Source organism: Pantoea sp. C8B4, assembly GCF_051336905.1.
Taxonomy (GTDB): Bacteria; Pseudomonadota; Gammaproteobacteria; order Enterobacterales; family Enterobacteriaceae; genus Pantoea; species Pantoea rwandensis_B.
In genome coordinates, this window is the sequence record NZ_JBGMNK010000004.1 from 1 (window position 1) to 17,543 (window position 17,543).

Annotated in this window: 17 protein-coding genes; 6 read left to right on the top strand and 11 right to left on the bottom strand. The window is 52.2% G+C overall.

What is annotated here, in order from left to right; all coding sequences use genetic code 11:
• Nucleotides 1-94: 94 nt before the first annotated feature.
• Entirely contained in the window at nucleotides 95-1,276 is a 1,182-nt protein-coding gene (locus ACCW76_RS06370) for a hypothetical protein (protein ID WP_436338053.1), read from the top strand.
• Nucleotides 1,277-1,536: 260 nt separating this feature from the next.
• Here the strand turns inward: ACCW76_RS06370 and ACCW76_RS06375 are convergent, their stop codons facing one another.
• The 7 genes from ACCW76_RS06375 to ACCW76_RS06405 form a co-directional block, all read right to left on the bottom strand.
• Entirely contained in the window at nucleotides 1,537-2,868 is a 1,332-nt protein-coding gene (locus tag ACCW76_RS06375; protein WP_436338054.1) for an MFS transporter, read from the bottom strand.
• Between the two features lie 625 nt (nucleotides 2,869-3,493).
• Nucleotides 3,494-3,796: a helix-turn-helix domain-containing protein gene (locus ACCW76_RS06380; RefSeq protein ID WP_038646107.1), complete on the bottom strand. Its 303-nt coding sequence runs from the start codon at nucleotides 3,794-3,796 to the stop codon at nucleotides 3,494-3,496.
• Between the two features lie 4 nt (nucleotides 3,797-3,800).
• Complete coding sequence (locus ACCW76_RS06385) at nucleotides 3,801-4,154, bottom strand: type II toxin-antitoxin system RelE/ParE family toxin (protein ID WP_436338055.1); 354 nt, start codon at nucleotides 4,152-4,154, stop codon at nucleotides 3,801-3,803.
• A 169-nt stretch (nucleotides 4,155-4,323) separates the two neighbouring features.
• Nucleotides 4,324-5,628, bottom strand: coding sequence for an NtaA/DmoA family FMN-dependent monooxygenase (locus ACCW76_RS06390; RefSeq protein ID WP_436338056.1), 1,305 nt, complete (start codon nucleotides 5,626-5,628; stop codon nucleotides 4,324-4,326).
• 11 nt (nucleotides 5,629-5,639) lie between these two features.
• On the bottom strand, nucleotides 5,640-6,839 hold the full coding sequence (locus tag ACCW76_RS06395) for a M20 family metallopeptidase (RefSeq protein WP_436338057.1): 1,200 nt from the start codon (nucleotides 6,837-6,839) through the stop codon (nucleotides 5,640-5,642).
• 282 nt (nucleotides 6,840-7,121) lie between these two features.
• A complete protein-coding gene (locus ACCW76_RS06400) occupies nucleotides 7,122-7,778 on the bottom strand; it encodes a methionine ABC transporter permease (RefSeq protein WP_436338058.1) in 657 nt (218 codons plus the stop codon).
• On the bottom strand, nucleotides 7,759-8,886 hold the full coding sequence (locus tag ACCW76_RS06405) for a methionine ABC transporter ATP-binding protein (RefSeq protein WP_436338059.1): 1,128 nt from the start codon (nucleotides 8,884-8,886) through the stop codon (nucleotides 7,759-7,761). Before ACCW76_RS06405 ends, ACCW76_RS06400 begins: the two co-directional genes overlap by 20 nt.
• A gap of 319 nt (nucleotides 8,887-9,205) precedes the next feature.
• Here ACCW76_RS06405 and ACCW76_RS06410 point away from each other — a divergent pair, with 319 nt between their 5' ends.
• The 3 genes from ACCW76_RS06410 to ACCW76_RS06420 all read left to right on the top strand — a co-directional run bounded on the left by ACCW76_RS06410 (nucleotide 9,206) and on the right by ACCW76_RS06420 (nucleotide 12,152).
• Nucleotides 9,206-9,847: a TetR family transcriptional regulator gene (locus ACCW76_RS06410; protein WP_200538234.1), complete on the top strand. Its 642-nt coding sequence runs from the start codon at nucleotides 9,206-9,208 to the stop codon at nucleotides 9,845-9,847.
• A gap of 74 nt (nucleotides 9,848-9,921) precedes the next feature.
• On the top strand, nucleotides 9,922-11,304 hold the full coding sequence (locus ACCW76_RS06415; protein ID WP_436338060.1) for a D-arabinono-1,4-lactone oxidase: 1,383 nt from the start codon (nucleotides 9,922-9,924) through the stop codon (nucleotides 11,302-11,304).
• Between the two features lie 20 nt (nucleotides 11,305-11,324).
• Nucleotides 11,325-12,152, top strand: a complete 828-nt coding sequence (locus ACCW76_RS06420; RefSeq protein ID WP_436338061.1) for a glycosyltransferase family 8 protein — start codon at nucleotides 11,325-11,327, stop codon at nucleotides 12,150-12,152.
• Between the two features lie 85 nt (nucleotides 12,153-12,237).
• Here the strand turns inward: ACCW76_RS06420 and ACCW76_RS06425 are convergent, their stop codons facing one another.
• The 3 genes from ACCW76_RS06425 to ACCW76_RS06435 form a co-directional block, all read right to left on the bottom strand.
• A complete protein-coding gene (locus tag ACCW76_RS06425; RefSeq protein ID WP_045832279.1) occupies nucleotides 12,238-12,651 on the bottom strand; it encodes a type II toxin-antitoxin system HicB family antitoxin in 414 nt (137 codons plus the stop codon).
• A 19-nt stretch (nucleotides 12,652-12,670) separates the two neighbouring features.
• Complete coding sequence (locus ACCW76_RS06430) at nucleotides 12,671-12,859, bottom strand: type II toxin-antitoxin system HicA family toxin (RefSeq protein WP_034824653.1); 189 nt, start codon at nucleotides 12,857-12,859, stop codon at nucleotides 12,671-12,673.
• 163 nt (nucleotides 12,860-13,022) lie between these two features.
• Entirely contained in the window at nucleotides 13,023-14,045 is a 1,023-nt protein-coding gene (locus tag ACCW76_RS06435; RefSeq protein ID WP_045815195.1) for an LLM class flavin-dependent oxidoreductase, read from the bottom strand.
• 218 nt (nucleotides 14,046-14,263) lie between these two features.
• Here ACCW76_RS06435 and ACCW76_RS06440 point away from each other — a divergent pair, with 218 nt between their 5' ends.
• Both ACCW76_RS06440 and ACCW76_RS06445 read left to right on the top strand, forming a co-directional pair.
• Nucleotides 14,264-15,313, top strand: coding sequence for a fatty acid desaturase (locus tag ACCW76_RS06440; RefSeq protein ID WP_436338062.1), 1,050 nt, complete (start codon nucleotides 14,264-14,266; stop codon nucleotides 15,311-15,313).
• Nucleotides 15,210-15,995 (top strand): phosphate/phosphite/phosphonate ABC transporter substrate-binding protein, encoded by a 786-nt coding sequence (locus ACCW76_RS06445; protein WP_436338063.1) that lies wholly within the window; start codon nucleotides 15,210-15,212, stop codon nucleotides 15,993-15,995. The genes ACCW76_RS06440 and ACCW76_RS06445 overlap by 104 nt, the downstream gene beginning before the upstream one ends.
• A gap of 209 nt (nucleotides 15,996-16,204) precedes the next feature.
• Here ACCW76_RS06445 and ACCW76_RS06450 read toward each other — a convergent pair whose 3' ends face one another.
• Nucleotides 16,205-17,542, bottom strand: a complete 1,338-nt coding sequence (locus tag ACCW76_RS06450) for an LLM class flavin-dependent oxidoreductase (protein ID WP_436338064.1) — start codon at nucleotides 17,540-17,542, stop codon at nucleotides 16,205-16,207.
• Nucleotide 17,543: the final 1 nt, after the last annotated feature.

The following is a 17,543-nucleotide window of genomic DNA, read 5'->3' on the forward strand; positions in this document are numbered from 1 at the left end:
GATTTATTTTGTAAAGATGCCAAAATATTAAAAATTGCGCATCTTGATATAAGTGCATAACCTTAAAGACAATCTAAACAGGGAATAAAGCTTCATGACAATAAGCATTGATTTTAAAAAAGTAATAAAAGAAGTAATAGCTACCATCCCATTCCTCTTAGCTTTTGGCTATTTTATCTTATGGTTTTATTTAGATAGCATTGGTCAATTAAATCTCCTCCCATCAATATTAGATGACAAGGGCCCATTGTTCGCCTTGATAATATCATTTACCATTATATCACTAGGGTTAATCTTTACTTTTTCTTTACCAAGCATGGTTTTATGTCAAATACTTTTATTAAACTGGAATAATGAATTATCAAGAGTTATAAAAATCAGTAGAATTCCTTTGATTTCCTGCAGTGTATCAATTTTATTTATTTCAAGCATAATGATAATTTCTTTCATTAGCGGCACCCCACATTACATCAAAGATAACATATTCATAATAACACTCTCCATATTTTCATTTGTTAGCTTCTTCATGGTTCATTTTCTTTCAATAAAAAGAAACAAAGCCCACATTTACTACAAAAAAGGGAAGGTAATTAAAAGTAAAAACTTTATTAAAATGAAATGCATCATTTCTGCATTTTCCTTATTTTCAGGGATGACTGCAATAGTCCCCTTGTCATTTATTTTACGCCTCAGCACTGCGGAAAGTAACGCTGGGGTATTATTTTTTGTTGGCACCGCTATTACTTTTGTTTTCATTTCATATATACCAGCCATAATGTTTTTTACTGAAAAAAACATGAAATCCAATATAAAAAACAACATCATGGCATCTTCAACGGCTTCACTTTCATTTTTCTTTATATTAATGCTAATCCTTCCAAACTTCTCAAGTCTTGTTGTAAGAGGTGCTTTAAAAAACATCGGGATTATTGAAAGCGAAGCGCATATTTATTCGTTAAACAGACAGAGTTATACAAATGACATGTTCCCTACTTCAGTTTGGAATCATGTTGGTGTCACTAACAAAAAATACTTATTTATAAAAGGCACGATTATTTTCTCACTGGGTAATGAGTTATTGATCTGCCCTGAATTTGTAATTAAAGCCCAAAATAAATATAGAAAATATAATTTTGATAATTTGCTCGCCGTTCATAAATCAGACTTCCAGAATGAATATTTGAAGCAAGCTATTAAAAGCTGCGCATTAATAAGGAAACCTGACATTACAAAGTGGGATGGTGCTATGGATGGAATAAACACTTTAAATTTATAATCTAGACAACCAAAACTCAATCATCTCTGATTAGACTAAAGAGTACTGTCGACTGACAGAGAGACTGAACTCTACTATGATGAAATACAGTGGGCTGAGTATTAATTGTGCGTTCAACAGGTTGTGGGATAATAAAAAACTATCCTTTAACAGCCTGTTCAGGTGTCTCGACTTACCCAATAAAGTTGGATATTCAACTGAGTAGGTACAGCCAATTTATCTGAACAGGCTTTTGTATCACTAATATTTTTTGCTTGCTATTACCGCGCCAGCGAAGCCGCCTGGCTCAGCGTCATGTTGCGCGTTTCCGGTGCCAGCCACACTGAAACCAGCAGACCAATAAAGGAAACCATCGCGGCAGCATACATGGTGTATTCGATACCCAGATTTTGCAGGGAGATCGGCACCAGCCAGGTCCCGGCCGCAGAACCGATGCGTGACATGGATGAGCCCATACCGACGGCAAAGGCACGCACTTCTGTTGGGAAGAGTTCGTTGGGATACACCAGTTCCAGCACCTGCGCGCCGCCGATAAACACCGCGTAAGCACCAAACATCACCAGTACCAGCATTTCAGAACCGTGCGAGAACATGCCTAATGCCAGCAGTGCCAGGCTTGACCACAAGAAGCTGTGAATGATCAAACGGCGGCGGCCCATGCTGTCAATCAAGCGGGTAGCGACAATACAGCCCACCACAAACAGTAAAGTGATAGCGATCGAACCCAGTGATGCCCATTCGCCGTCCAGATTCAGCGCTTTCAATACCACCGGTGCGAAGGAATACACCGCAAACATCGGCACGACAGCAGCACTCCAGAACACCGAGACAAATAACATACGTTTGCCGTAGCCAGAGCGAACCAGATCCTTCAGCGTAACTTTGGCTTCCACCGACTCTGCTGGCATATTTTTCAGCGAAAATTCTGGTCCGTATACTTTCTTGATGATCTGCTCGGCTTCATTAAAACGACCTTTGCTGACTAACCAGCGTGGCGATTCCGGCGTGCCGATTCGCAGAGCGAACAGGAGTACCCCCAGCACTGCTGGGCTGGCCAGTACCAGACGCCATGCTGCATCTCCGCCAATCGAGAGGATCAGGTTACCCACAATGTAAGCTAACGCCGCACCAGCGAACCAGAGAATGGTTAAACCCGCCAAACGTTTACCACGGTGTTTCTGCGGCAGGAATTCAGTGAGCAGTGACCCGGCAACCGGATATTCCAACCCCACTCCGACACCCACCAGGAAACGCAGGATAAACAGCGTGAGTGCTGATTCCGCCCAGAAAGTGCCCACCGATCCCAGAATAAACAGGATGGGTCCAACGAAGAACAAACGACGACGACCCACAATATCGGTCAACCATCCGCCGAGGAAACCGCTACAGAAAGTACCGAGCATCGCTGAAGCCGCCACCATGCCCTGCCAGAAGGTATCAAGTTGCAGGTGCTGTGAAAACTGCACGATCGCCACGCCGATGATACTCAGCACATAGCCATCCAGGATCCAACCGCCACCCGCGCGCAGTGACATTAACTGGTGAAAATTATTAAGGGGAACATCTTCAATGGATATATTGGTGTTGCTCATAACAGGGTCTCTCCTGAATTATTCATTTCTCTGCAGGCGCAGCGATCTGTCCAAATCAAAAATGATTTGGCGGAACGTTAAAGAAATAGAAAAAACATCATTAGTTGATTGAGGTATTTCCTTTAGAAAGAAACTGACCTTGAAATTGAAAAGCCCTGCGTTTAATCCCTGAACATAAATAATGAAATTAAGCATGACCCACTTGAAGGGTGTCTTTCTTCATCATTGATTAGCGGTGTACTGACCCAATACGCATTTGTTCGCTTTTGTCTGTTAATCACAGGTTAACTCCATGTTCAAACTATGCTGAATTTCAGGTGGTGTAAACATGTCCAGGACACCCAAAACTTGAGATTGTGATCATCTCCAAAATTCATCATGAAAAATAATTCGAAAAAGTTATGAGTGTAATTTACTGATATTTATTAATTTATTTTTTAGTGTCGGTAAAATTTTACTACTTTACTGTATTTCCTTTGTATTTTTCATGTATGCAAAAAGTTACGTGCTGGGATGGTTTTTGCGGAATGGAATGCAAGGGTGACAGAGAGAACAGATGCGCAAGCGCGTGAAACAGTGCGCAAGAACGCACCGTTTTTTCACGGATGGAGGGTTACAAAGGGGTTTAAACGACAAATTCGTAATGCGAGCCATCGGGAAGCTCAATGTTAAGGCGGAGTTTTCCTCCTGCAGCTTCAACATAGCGCTTAAGCGTCGAGAGTTTTAAATCCCGACCTGGTTTCTCCATTCCTGCAACCGTAGGCTGTTTAATATTTAATTGTTGCGCGATCTCCACTTGAGTTTTTTTTACTCTTTCACGCAATTCAGCAAGGTGGATATTCAGTAATACTTCTTCAGCCATGGCGTTAGCTTCAGCCACCACTTCCGGCCTCTCAGCTGCAAGAATTTGTTCAAGTGTTCTGCCCATACCGTTACTCCTTTCTCTCTTCGCGTTGAAGATGATGCGTGAATTCTTTATCTGCGAGCGGGATCAGCCCGGCATAAAAACGCTTTTCATTACCACTCTTATGACCTGCGCAAAGCACTACACCGCTGCGCCAGGGATCAAATGCGTTAAAAGCCCGGATAGGAACACCTTTGCTTTGAATACGAAGCTCTTTCATGTTGCTAAAACGAGAGCCTTTTAGGGTGTCAGCGTAAGGACTGCATAACGCTGGGCCTGCTTGCTGCAATACTATTAATACAGACAAGACGCATGCTCGGTCAGTGTCATCTTGCGCCACCAGCCAATCATCAAAAGTGTCCGTTGTTACTATCCGCCACATGATACGCTCCTGTCGATATAGGTCAAATGCTATATAGGTTAAAGGCGATAATCAGTGTGGCGAAGTATGCCAAATCAGGCACTTTATCTGTAATGACCTGTCGATAGAGATTCCAAAAAAATGCCCGCTCAGTTGTCCTGAGCGGGCGTGGCCCTCATCAACGTAAACGCTAATCCACGGCAGGCGGTAAAGGTGCCAGCTCCAGGCTGCTGCGGAAATCGCTGCCTTGATAGTCGCTATCCAGCAGGTTACGCCGACGCAGTTCGGGAAGCAGTCCGTTTAACAGCAAATCTTGCTGGTCTGGGCTCCCCAGACCGTGCAGGGAAATCACGTCCAGTACGCCCGCCTGATAACGCTGTTCAATAGCATCGGCGAGTTGCTCTGGCGTACCCGCGACAAACCAGTGTCCCGTCTCTTCTGCTTTGATAATCAGCTCACGTAGCGTCAACCCTTCCAGCGCATATTGGCGGAAAATGGCGGCTCGTCCCTGCCGGCGATGCACCTGCTCCAGCGGTGGAATTAAAGCAGCTGGCAGGGGCTGATCAAGCGGCATCTCTGTCAGATTCACCTCGCCGCCCAGCATATCCGCGACACGCAATCGGCCCTGTTCATAATTAATGCGGTCATGTTTGTCGCGTAAGCGGCGTGCTACGTCCGCATCGCTCTCGCCAATGATGGAATGGAATGAGTTCATGATCAGCGGTGGATTATGCTCGCGGCCAAAACGTCGCGCACGCTGCTGCACATCAGCCACAAACGTCTGTGCCGCTTCAAAGGTGGGCTGCGAGGTGTAGATCACCTCGGCGTAGCGCGCACCCAGCGTGACACCCGCCTCAGATTGCCCGGCCTGAAACTGGACGGGGCGACGCTGCGGGGGCGGCGGCACATTCAGTGGGCCGGCGACCTGGAAAAAGTCACCACGATGATGGATAGGATGCAGTTTGCGAGGGTCAAGGCGAATGCCACCGCTTGCCGTGCGCTGCACTGCCGCCCGTTCATTGGCATCATACAGCGCGTTCATCACTTCGATAAACTCGGTGGCGCGTGCATAGCGTTCCTGTGGCGGTGGCAGCTGGCCTTCACCAAAATTCTCCTCACCGACCGAGGATGTCACCGCATTCCAGCCTGCTCTGCCGCCGCTGATATGGTCTAACGTGGCGACCTGACGTGCCAGATTATAAGGGTGTAGCCAACTTGTGCTGACAGTAGCGATCAGGCCAATCTGCGACGTCACCTGACTTAACGCCGCTAATGCGATAAGCGGATCCTGTGTGCCCGTCGTACCCGCCAAACCGGCCGGATCGGTCTGTAGCAAATCAGCGGTGAACAGGCCGGTGATTTTCTCGCGCTCCGCGATTTTCGCCAGTTCAATAGCACGCGTGATCCCCACGCCAGGTTGGTGGTCATTGCCCGCGGAGATCACACTGCTGGCACCGACTAATGTTTTGAGTTTGCGACGATACGTTTGCGACACCCTAATCTCCTTTAGGCCTGACGGATGAAATCGGCCTGAACGGCCTGAAGTGCGTCTGCATCAATCAGCAGACGTAACCCGGTGCGTGCCAGCACGCGTGCGCCGATCAGCAACGCCTGATAGCCGCGGTCCGAATTGGCAGCTTCACGGAACGGCACGGTATGAAAAATCAGATCATCCGGGCCGATTTTCAGCCAGGGGTGCGCCGTGGGCACCGCATGGCTGATGTCCCCGGCATCGGTTGAGACTTTATTGTGCTGCGGCGAGAGATCGACCTGCTCACCCGCCGCACGAAACTCCGCCAGCAACAAGGCATCCAGTGCGGGATTAAGTTTGAAATCACGCGGACCAATTTGATGGTCTATCTCTACGCGAGCGCCCGTCGCCAGCGCCACCCCTTCTGCGATCGCTCTTAGCTTAGGTTCGAGGGACTCCACCACCTCGCGGCTATCGGCACGAATGTAAAAGTGCGCCGAGGCGTATTCCGGAATGACGTTCGGTGCCTGGCCGCCATTGGTGATAATCCCGTGCACGCGCACGCCATCCGGCAACTGCTGGCGCAAAACACTGATGCCGTTGTACAGCAGCACCAGCGCATCCAGCGCATTAATACCTTCATGCGGCGCACTGGCTGCGTGCGAAGGTTTGCCATAGAAATGGAAGTAGAGATGATTGTTCGCCAGCGTCGATTCGGTGAGGCGCGTTTTACCTGAGGGATGCACCATCAGCGCCACATCGACGTCATCGAGTAGCCCGGCTTCGACAAAACGCTTCTTCACATTCCCTTTGGGTCCGCCGGGACCCGCCAGCCCGCCCTCTTCCGCTGGCGTCCCTAACACCACGACACGACCGCCGGTTTGTTCCAGCACCTGAGACAGCGTAATAGCTGCTGCGACGCTGGTGGTGCCGATCAGGTTGTGTCCGCAGGCATGGCCGATGCCGATCAGCGCATCGTATTCTGCCAGGAAGGCAACGGTTGGCCCCGGCTTACTGCTGGCTTTCACCGCGTAGAACGCGGTCTCATGACCCGCAACGTTGCGCGTCACTTCAAAGCCCTGCTCAGTAAGCAATCGCGTCAACTGCTCACTGGCAAAGTATTCGTTGTTACCGGTTTCCGGCTTAGCAAAGATCGATTTCGCCACTGCAATATACGCGGCGTTGTGCTGTTCGAGATGGGTTTCCAGCGTGAGCTGAAGGGTGTTCAGCGGCATAACGAAGTCTCCTGAATCAAGGCAATCGAATGCCCTCACTCTAAGCGCGTTACCTGCTGATGTTTATCAAGAAATAGTGATAAGGATTGCGGGAAAAGGCACAACTGATTTAGGGATTCACTTCACAAATTGCGCCACTACGGTTATTTCGCAGCGGCGTGTCCTGGCACGCCCGAATTGGGCTGCCTGGAGGCTGCACCGTGAAAATGCTTAGCGTGCTGGATATCAGCTACGGTTCGCAGCCCCTAAACATCGGTAGCCAGGCAATGTATCGCGTGAAAACTAGTGTCGCTTATCGATGTGCTGCACCAGTCGATCGCCGACCCACTGAATGCCGCACACCAACACAATCAACACAGCGATCACCGCAATCATCACAGAAGTTTCAAAGCGCTGATAACCATAACGAATCGCCAAATCCCCTAATCCGCCCGCGCCAATCGCCCCGGCCATCGCTGATGCACCGATCAATGCCACCAGCGTCACCACAAACCCCGAGAGTATGCCGGGCAGCGCTTCAGGAATCAGGACATCCCAGACGATACGCAACTTGCTGGCCCCCATTGCACGCACCGCATCAATCAAGCCGCGATCCACGTCGCGCAGCGAGACCTCTGCCACGCGAGCAAAATAGGGCGTTGCGGTGATCGACAGCGGAACAATCGCCGCCCAGGTCCCCAGTGACGTGCCGACCAGAAAACGGGTAAACGGTATCAGCGCCACCAGCAAAATAATGAACGGCAGTGAGCGAAAACCGTTGATCACCAGCCCCAGCACCCGGTTAATGCCGCGATGTTCCGCAATGCCGCCCGCACTGGTTATCACCAGAATCAACCCCAACGGTAAGCCGGCCACCAGCGAAAACAACCCTGAAATCAGCGTCATTAATAACGTTTCGCCCAACGCGTTGAGCAATAAATCAATCATCACTGGCGACATAACCGACTAACTCCACTTGTGCCTGCTGCCCGCGCAGCCAGCTGAGAATCTGTAGCTCATCGGCCACGTTGGCGACCGGAAGCGCGATAAAGAAACGCACCACGGCGTAGTGCTGAATATGGTCGATGCCGCCCTGTAATAAGCGGAACTTGCCGGGCAACGCCGCCGCGAATCGTGTCAACAAATCGCCCTGCGCGTCTTCGCCAGCGAAGTGCACGCTGTAGATGGCTTCCCCCTGCCTCTGCTCGGTAATCCGTGCGGCCAGCGCCTCTGGCAACTGCGGCAGCAAACCCCGCAATAAGGTTCGTGTCAGTTCGGATTGGGGATGGGCGAACACCTGCCACACCGGGCCCTGCTCAATGATCTCACCCGCATCAATCACCGCCACGCGGTGTGCCACCGACTTGATGACTTCCATTTCGTGAGTGATCAGCAGAATAGTGATGCCCAGCTTTTGATTGAGCGATTTCAGCAACGCGAGGATGGAACGGGTGGTCTCAGGATCGAGCGCAGAGGTTGCTTCATCACACAGCAGCAGCGCCGGGCTTGCCGCCAGTGCACGGGCAATGCCGACGCGCTGTTTCTGTCCGCCCGACAGCGCCGCCGGGTAGTGCTGTGCCTTATCCGCAAGACCGACCAGTTCCAGCAATTCCGCCACGCGCTGGGCACGCTGCACCTTATCCAGACCGGCAATTTTTAGCGGCAGCGCCACGTTCTGCGCCACGGTTTTCGCCGACAGCAGGTTGAAGTGCTGGAACACCATACCAACCCGACTGCGCACCGATTGCAGTTGTTTTTCCGACAGGCCGGTAATTTTCCGGCCTTCAATTTCAATGACGCCTTCATCAGGATGCTCAAGTCCGTTCAGACAGCGAATCAACGTCGATTTGCCCGCACCACTGCGGCCGATCAGGCCAAGAATTTCACCCTTCTGCACCGTCAGTGAAATATTGCGCAGCGCCTGAGTTTGGCCAAAGCGACGTGAAACACCCTGTAAGCGCACCACACTGCCGCTTTCGCGAGCAACACGTTCACGGTCTTGCGCATTCTCTACCACACCACGCGTTAGCGCATTGAAGGGCGTTTCGGCTCCTGAGAAAATCGTCATGCTTAATCCTTACCAGGCCGTTTCACCGGTGCCTTTAGTGCTCGCCAGCAGCAAAGCGTTAGCGGTGACCAAGGATTTATTTTTGGCAGATGCCAGGTGTGTGTGCATAGTTATTTCCTCATCGTTATTATGGCGTCAGGTAAAACCGACGGCTGTGATGAACAGTTAGCCGCAGTATACGCAGATGCTTATTCCTGCATTATGATTTATCCAGGAATGCTATTCCTGAAAAGAATAAAAACACGCAGCCGCTCGCATCGCCACAAGTGAGAGAGTGGCTGTGATACCATGCCGTTTTGATTGACCTGTATTGAGCGCTATGTCGGACACTACAACGAAACGTAAAAATGACCCGGAAGGGCTAAAAAAACGCATCCTTGCCGGTGCCCTGAAGACCTTCGCCGAGTTTGGCATGCAGGGTGCACGCCTTGAGCAGATCGCTGAACACGCACAAACCACCAAACGCATGGTGGTGTACCACTTCGTCAATAAAGAGAAGCTGTATATTGAGGTGCTGGAGCAGGTTTATCAGGCGATTCGTGAACATGAAACCGGACTGAACCTGGCCAAGATGGAGCCCGAGCAGGCGATGATTAAACTGGTCGAAGCCAGCTTCGACTATCACGCTACCCATCAGGATTTCATGCGTTTAGTGTGTACTGAGAACCTGCTGCGCGGACGCTACATCGTGCAGTCCGAGCGCATCAAAGCACTGAACAAGAGTACGCTGGACCTGCTGGATGACATCCTGACTCGCGGCCAGCAGCAAGGCATCTTCATTGATGGCCTGAATACCGTGGACGTACACCGCTTGCTGAGCAGTATCTGTGTGCACCACGTCGCCAACCGCTATACCTTCCACTTCCTGTTCACCCCTGAGGATACGGAAGAGGATAGCATCCGTCGTAACCGCCAACTGGCCGTTACCGCAACGCTACGCTACATCTGCAAGGCGCCTTAAACCTGGGGAGCACTGTGATGGTCTACGCTTAAAGCCTTGGGACCGTCACAGACCTCAGTCTAAGGAACGCCGTAGTGAACAGAGATTCCCATCTTTATCCTTTACGCAACACAGGTAACACAGAGCAAGACAGCGCACTATGGAACTGGGCGCAAAACACCGTGGTGGGCCAACGCCAGCAAGTCTTTCAGCCACATAATGAAGCCGAACTGCGACAACGCCTGAAATCATCCAGTGGCAAAGTGCGCGTCATCGGCAGCCGTTTATCACCCGGCCGCATGCTGTGCGTAAATGCCGACGATCTGTTGCTGGATCTCAGTGCCATGCAAGGCGTATTGGCAGAGGATGCCGATAGCGTCACTTTTGCTGCTGGTACGGTTTTACAGCAGGTGTTTGATGCCCTCACTGAACGCCATCGCATGCTGGCATGCTCGCCAGGGGTGATATCCGTGCAGACGCTGGCTGGCGCGATAGCGACGGGCACCCACGGTCAGGGATTGGATCAGAGTTCACTGGCGGATGAAGTGATCAGCATCCGTATGGTCATGGCTGATGGCCGCGTGCGAGAATTTCATCGGGGTGAGGCAGATTTTCCTGCCGCACAGACGTCTCTGGGATCGCTGGGGATTGTGACCGCCATAACGCTGCGTACCCAGCCATTTCGCCTGTTTACCTGCCATAAATTCGCGGTGTCTGCCGATACCCTGGAGCAGGATCTGCCGCACTGGAATCAACAATATGAGCTGAGCAAAGCCTGGTGGTTTGTGGATGACAACCTGATGCACGTCTGGAATGCCAACCCCGCCAGTGAAGCAGATGTTCAGGCGTGGCACGCCAGTGGCGGGGAGGTGATCGAGCATGGCGAGGATACCGACAGCAGTCTGAATGACACCATCGATCAGACGCTGGCGCACATGCATCGTGATACGCAGATCGAAGGTAAAGGCGGCAAACAGTTCCGTACGGTAACGCGTTTTCGCGATTTCACCGACCTGAGCGGCGATATCTACCAGCTGTTTTGTCGCGGTATTGCCGTGCCGCAAATCAATGTTGAAATTGGCGTGCCGCTGGACAGAACCCCGGAGATTATCAGCAAAATCAAAGCCTGGTATGCGGAGAATCATCCGCACATGCACTACCCCATCATCCTGCGCTGCACCGGCGCTTCCGAAGCCTGGCTCAGCCCGGCTTATCAGCAGCCGACCTGCTTCTTTGGCTTCGTGGTCTATTACGCCGATGACGGTTCGCTGTCCCAGGAAGGCCTGCACTTCCTCACCGAAGTGGAGAAATTGCTGGCCGCAGAAGGTGGGCGACCGCACTGGGGCAAATATTACGACCCACAGCGCTACAGCTGGCGAGAGATCTATCCACAGTGGGATGCCTTCCGCGCGGTGCGTGAACAGCTCGATCCGCAGTGTCGTTTTAGCAATGACTATGTCACGGCTTTATTTGATTGAATTTTGACGGGGGAGAATTTATGTACGCCTGGGTAACACTTCTGACGCAGCCCGACTATTTTATCGGCGTGAAAGCGCTGCACCGTTCATTAAAACGCAGTGAAACGGCATGGCCCTTGATTGTGATGGTGACCGATACCATTGATACCGAAACACGTGAGGCCTTGCAGGAACTGGGATGCGTGATTCATCCCGTTGAACCCCTGATGCCGAATGCCGAGCTAGAACAGCATTATGCCTCAGCCCAGTTTGGCGAGGTGTGGAGCAAATTGCGGGCATGGGAACTGACGGGCTGCGAGCGCGTGGTGTTTTTGGACGCGGATATGCTGGTGCTGCGCAACATGGATGAGCTGTTCACGCTGGATCTCGGTGATCACGCGCTGGCTGCCTGCCACGCTTGCCGCTGCAACCCCAACAAAATCGCCAGCTATCCCGCCAGCTGGCAACCGGAGAACTGCCATTATACCTGGCAGGATCGCGGTGAAGCGGCACCCGTTAACCTTGATCGCTATCTGAATGGCGGCTTTTTAGTACTGGAGCCGGATCAAGGCGTGTTTAGCTGGTTGCAGCAAAAAGTGGCAGCGATAACTGATTTACGCCGCTATCCGTTCTCAGAACAAGATTTGCTTAATGAGGTGTTTGAGCATCGCTGGCTGCCGCTGCCATATATCTACAACGCGCTGAAAACGCTGCCATTCCAGCACAGCGCGATGTGGCGTGAAGGGGACGTGAAGAATCTACACTTTATTCTGGCTAAGCCATGGAAACGCGACCTCAACCAACCCGAAAGCGAACGTGACCGTTACTATGCGCTGGATAAGCTGTGGTGGGAGTTAGGGGTTAATTAACATTATCGCCTCAGAAACGCCTGAGGCATGCGGCTCACAAATGCGGGCCTCAGCAATAATGCGGAGGCCCGTATTTGCCAACAGTTTACTCGCGAGTTTTGGCAATACGTTCTAGTGCCACCTGAGCCAGAAAACCTGAACGGGTTTTAAATTCCGGATGGGTAGCGACACAACGGTCAATCCGGTCAATTAACAGCTTCGGCAGAGTGACATTAATCTTCTCTGAACCACCTAAAATGCGTGTGACATCGACTTCTACCAACACCCAAACATAACCTGTATAGGCGGGATCTTTCATCACGCTTTTTAACTCTGAAACCGCGGGAATATCCTGCTCCAACTCAACCATCAATTCCAAATGACCAATAATGGCTTCTCTCGCGTTTTTTACCGCTTCTTCCAGCGTATCTCCGGCTGAAAAGCAGCCAGGTAAATCAGGAACCGTGACACCAAACGCCGTGCTTTCATCACCCGCTTCAATCGCAATCGGATAGAACATAATGAATACCTCTCTCAGTTTAATGGACTGCAAGCCCGGCCTGTTTGCGGATGCTTTTTACCGTCTTAATCGGCAGATCTTTTTTGGGGTGCGGAATCGTTACCAGACCTTTCTTGGTGGGATGCACAAAATGATGATGGCTGCCGTTAATCCGAATCAGCTCCCAACCATCGGCCTTGATCTCAGCCATTAATGACCTGCTATCCATGTCCATTCTCTGCTTCGTCCTGAAAGCAGAAAGATAACTCCAATAACCCTAAATTGCAATATTTGGGGTTACCAGAGTTATCTTTTAATTTAAGTTAGATTGATATACTGATTAAGGTGATGGTTAAGAAAAGGCACACTTCAAAAAGTGCGCCTTTTAAGGTTTAACGCCAGCCCAGCTCAGGTGCTACATGGGTCAGGATGCTTTCCATCACATGTGCACAGTAATCCACGCCCAGCTGGTTCGGGATAGTGAGCAACAGCGTATCCGCTTCGGCAATGCCCTCATCCTGCGCCAGCTGTTTAATCAGCAGCTCTGGCTCGGCGGCATAGCTACGACCAAAGATGGCGCGGGTTTTCTCATCAAGGAAGCCCACAGAGTCTTGATCCTGGCCACTGCGACCAAAGTAAGCACGGTCGATATCGTTGGTCAGCGCAAAGATACTGCGGCTCACTGAAACACGCGGTTCACGTTGGTGCCCAGCTGCTTTCCAGGCTTCACGGTAAGCGCGAATCTGTTTCGCCTGCTGGATGTGGAACGGTTCGCCGGTTTCATCATCCTTCAGTGTGGAGCTTTGCAGATTCATCCCCTGCTGTGCTGCCCAAACCGATGTCGCGTTTGAGCCGGATCCCCACCAGATACGCTCACGCAGGCCTTCTGAGAACGGCTCCAGACGCAGTAATCCCGGCGGATTTGGGAACATTGGCTGTGGATTCGGTTTGGCAAAACCTTCACCGCGCAGCACTTCCAATAACTCTTCAGTATGACGACGTCCCATATCGGCATCGGTTTCACCCTCTTTCGGGTTAAAACCAAAGTAACGATAACCCTCGATAACCTGCTCCGGGGAGCCGCGGCTTAATCCCAGCTGCAAGCGTCCGTTAGAAATCAGATCTGCCGCACCGGCATCTTCCGCCATATACAGCGGGTTCTCATAGCGCATATCGATCACGCCAGTACCTATTTCAATGCGGTTGGTTTTGGCACCGACTGCCGCCAACAGCGGGAAAGGTGAGCTCAACTGACGCGCAAAGTGGTGTACGCGATAGTAGGCGCCATCCGCGCCCAGCTCTTCCGCCGCCACGGCTAAATCGATGGATTGCAGTAAAACATCCTGAGCGGAACGGGTCGCTGACTGCGATGACGGGGTCCAGTGACCAAAGGACAAGAAGCCAATCTTTTTCATAGTGAAATTCTCCAGGGGGGCCGCACTGGCCCGCACGTGATGCATTACGTTTCGATGGAGAAAGGTTACGCCACGCAAGAGGTGACTGATAGCCAATAGTTTTCGCGCGCTTCATCAACTTTTTTGCATAAGTCATAAAAACACGGTCTTTGTGTTTATCACGGTGATCAATCATCGTGCGCAGAATTTCCCCGGTTTTGCAGGTTTAGGGTATCCGCATGGCAAACGACTATATCAACGCACAGCAGCGCGAAGTGGTGCATCAACTGGGCCGCAGCTGGCTGTGGCGCAGTGAGCTGCCCACCTGGGCTTTGATGGTGACGGTTTACGGCGGCTGGTTCGCCTGCGTGATTTTCTGGCAAACGCTGGGACTGTTCGTGACTACCCTGCTGTTGATCGTGTTGACCACCTGGTATATGTCGCTCCAGCATGAATTGATCCACGGCCACCCTACCCGTTGGCCACGCCTCAATCAGTTGTTCGGCATTCTGCCGCTGGCGGTGTGGTACCCCTATGGGCTGTATCGTGATTCGCATCTGGCCCATCATCGTAATCACACTCTGACCGAACCGGATGAGGACCCGGAAACCTATTACCTGTCACCGGAACGCTGGGCGCAGCTCAAACCGTGGCAACAGCGCGTCATCCATCTGCGTAATACCTTTCCCGGTCGTTTGCTGTTAGCACCGTTGCTGGATATCCTGGCTACGCTGAAAATGATGCTGCTGGCGCGCGATCGTGCCGCGGTTTCAATGTGGGTAATTCATTTGACGCTGCTAGCTGGGCTTTTTTACTGGATGCAGCAGCAAGGATTGTCGCCGCTGTGGTTTGTGGTTGCGGTCAGTTATCCAGCGCTGGCACTGACTAAAGTACGCTCCTTTTACGAGCATCGCGCAGAAGAGGCCCCGCTGGCACGTTCCGTTAACAACGAAGCCGCGTGGCCGTGGCGTTTGCTATTTCTGAATCTCAACTATCATTCTGTACATCACGATCTGCCCGGTTTGCCATGGTACGGCCTGCGCAAAGTCTATTTGCTGTATCGCGACGGCTACCATCAGCGCAATCACGGTTTCCGCGTCGCCGGTTATGGCGAGTGGTTGCTGCGCTTCTGGCGCAAACCGGTCGATGTAAACGCCCATCCGGGAACTCACAAGGATGCACAGCATGCCAATCATTTCATTGCCAATGTACGACATCCATCACCCGACGACGCTTGGCCTGACCACAGCGCTAACGACGCTGTTGACCCATCGCGGCGTGCTGGCTGAGGTTGAGTGGCACACCGATCTCTTACCCCACTGGCGCGATGATAATGTGCTGTTGAGCCAGACCTGCGGCTATCCGCTGGTTGCTTTGTTGCCTGATGTGCAACTGGTTGGGGCATTTCAATCCAGCGCACAGGGTTGCGAGGGATTACGCTATCGCAGTTGGTTAGTGGCGCGTAAGGAGGATGAGAATCTCACTTTGAGTGATTTTCGCGGTCGCCGCGCGGTGTGCAACAGCGAGGATTCGCACTCAGGCTATAACTCACTGCGCTATGTGATAGCCCCACTGGCTCGCGCTGGCACGTTCTTTAGTACGACGCTGCTGAGTGGCAGTCATCGTCAGTCTTTGACCGCGCTGCGTGAACAGCGTGCGGATATTACGGCGATCGATTGCATCACCTGGGCACTGCTGCGTGCTCACCATCCTGAAGAATTGGCCGGGTTAGAGATCATCGGCGAAACCCCGCTGTGCGCCGCCCTGCCACTGATCACCTCCGCGAAAACAGATGTCGCCACCCTTGAGCATTTGCGCAGCGCCCTGACCGAACTCACCACGGATAAGAAGTATCAGCCGTTGCTGGCACAGAGTCTGATCAGCGGTTTTGCTGTGCCAGAACGCGCATTCTACGATGAGGTGCAAGCGTGGGAAGATCAGGCAGCGGAATACGGTGTGACGGCGTTGTGATAGGAGGGTTAGCGGCGATATGTGTTGTCTGTCTGCCAGGTGAGCTGCGGTTAAATGATGCGCGATAAATCGCGCCGCTACGGGTTGTGCGGCGCTTTGACAAAGTAATACGCCATTTGCTGACGGCGCTTTAACAGAGTAATACGCCACATGCTGTCGGCGCATTAACAGAGTAATACGCCGCGTGCTGGCGGCGCTTTAACAGAGTATTACGCCACCTGCGGACGACGCTGGGCGGCAAACTGATTTTCCGGCTCGGCTAATCCCAGATTCTCACGCAAGGTCTCACCTTCATAGTCTGTTCGATAGATTCCACGCGCCTGCAGCAGCGGGATCACCTGCTCGACAAAATCATCAAAGGCATTCGGCGTACCGCCGCGCACGATATAGCCGTCCGTCGCCCCCTCGAGGAACCACTGTGCCAGTCCGTCTGCCACCTGCTGCGCGGTGCCGAGGAAACTGGGCCGTGGCGTCGCCTCTTCCAGTGCCGCCTGGCGCAACGTCAAGCCGCGCTCACGGGCATTCTGTTTGATCTTATCAGTGGTGCTGCGGAAGCTGTTTTCACCGAGATCGCCAATCTCCGGGAAGGGTTCGTCCAGCGCATATTGGCTGAAGTCATGATGTTCAAAATAGCGCCCCAGATACTCCAGCGCTTTATCGATGGTCACCAGTTCTGCGGTTTGCTGATAGCGCTGCTCAGCTTCCGCTTCAGTTGCACCTATGATCACGCTAATGCCCTGGAACACGCGAATATCGTCGGCATCACGACCACGCGCCACTAAACGACGGCGTACGTCTTCACGAAACTCGCGTGCCTCCGCCAGCGTCTCCTGTCGGGTGTAGATCGCATCGGCGGCTTCTGCTGCAAAGGCTTTCCCCGCTTCCGAAGCGCCTGCCTGAAACACGATTGGGCGTCCCTGCGGTGAGCGCCCGACGTTGAGCGGCCCTTGAACCGCAAAGTATTGACCTTTGTGATTCAGGGTATGCAGCTTGCTCGCGTCAAAGAACTGCCCGCTGGCTTTGTCGCGCACAAAAGCACCTTCTTCCCACGAGTCCCACAGCCCTTTCACCACCTGAAGATATTCGCTGGCCACGCGGTAGCGCTCATCATGCTCAGGATGGGTGGCACGTGAGAAGTTTTTCGCTGAACCTTCCAGCGGGGAGGTCACCACATTCCATCCCGTACGCCCATGGCTGAGGTGATCGAGGCTGGCAAACTGACGTGCTACGGTAAACGGCTCGCTATACGAGGTGGAAAGTGTCGCCACTAACCCGATGTTTTTCGTCACCAGCGATAACGCCGAGAGCAGCGTTATTGGCTCAAAGCGGTTAAGGAAATGCGGGATCGACTGAGGGGTGATGTACAAGCCATCGGCAACGAAAAGGAAATCGATCTTTGCCTGTTCGGCTTTACGCGCCAGATCCAGCACGTAATCCACATTGATGCTGGCATCCGCCACCGCGTCAGGATGGCGCCATGCGGACGTATTGCCGGATACACCCTGGATGATGGCGCCTAACCGCAGCTGGCGTTGTGTCTGACTCATG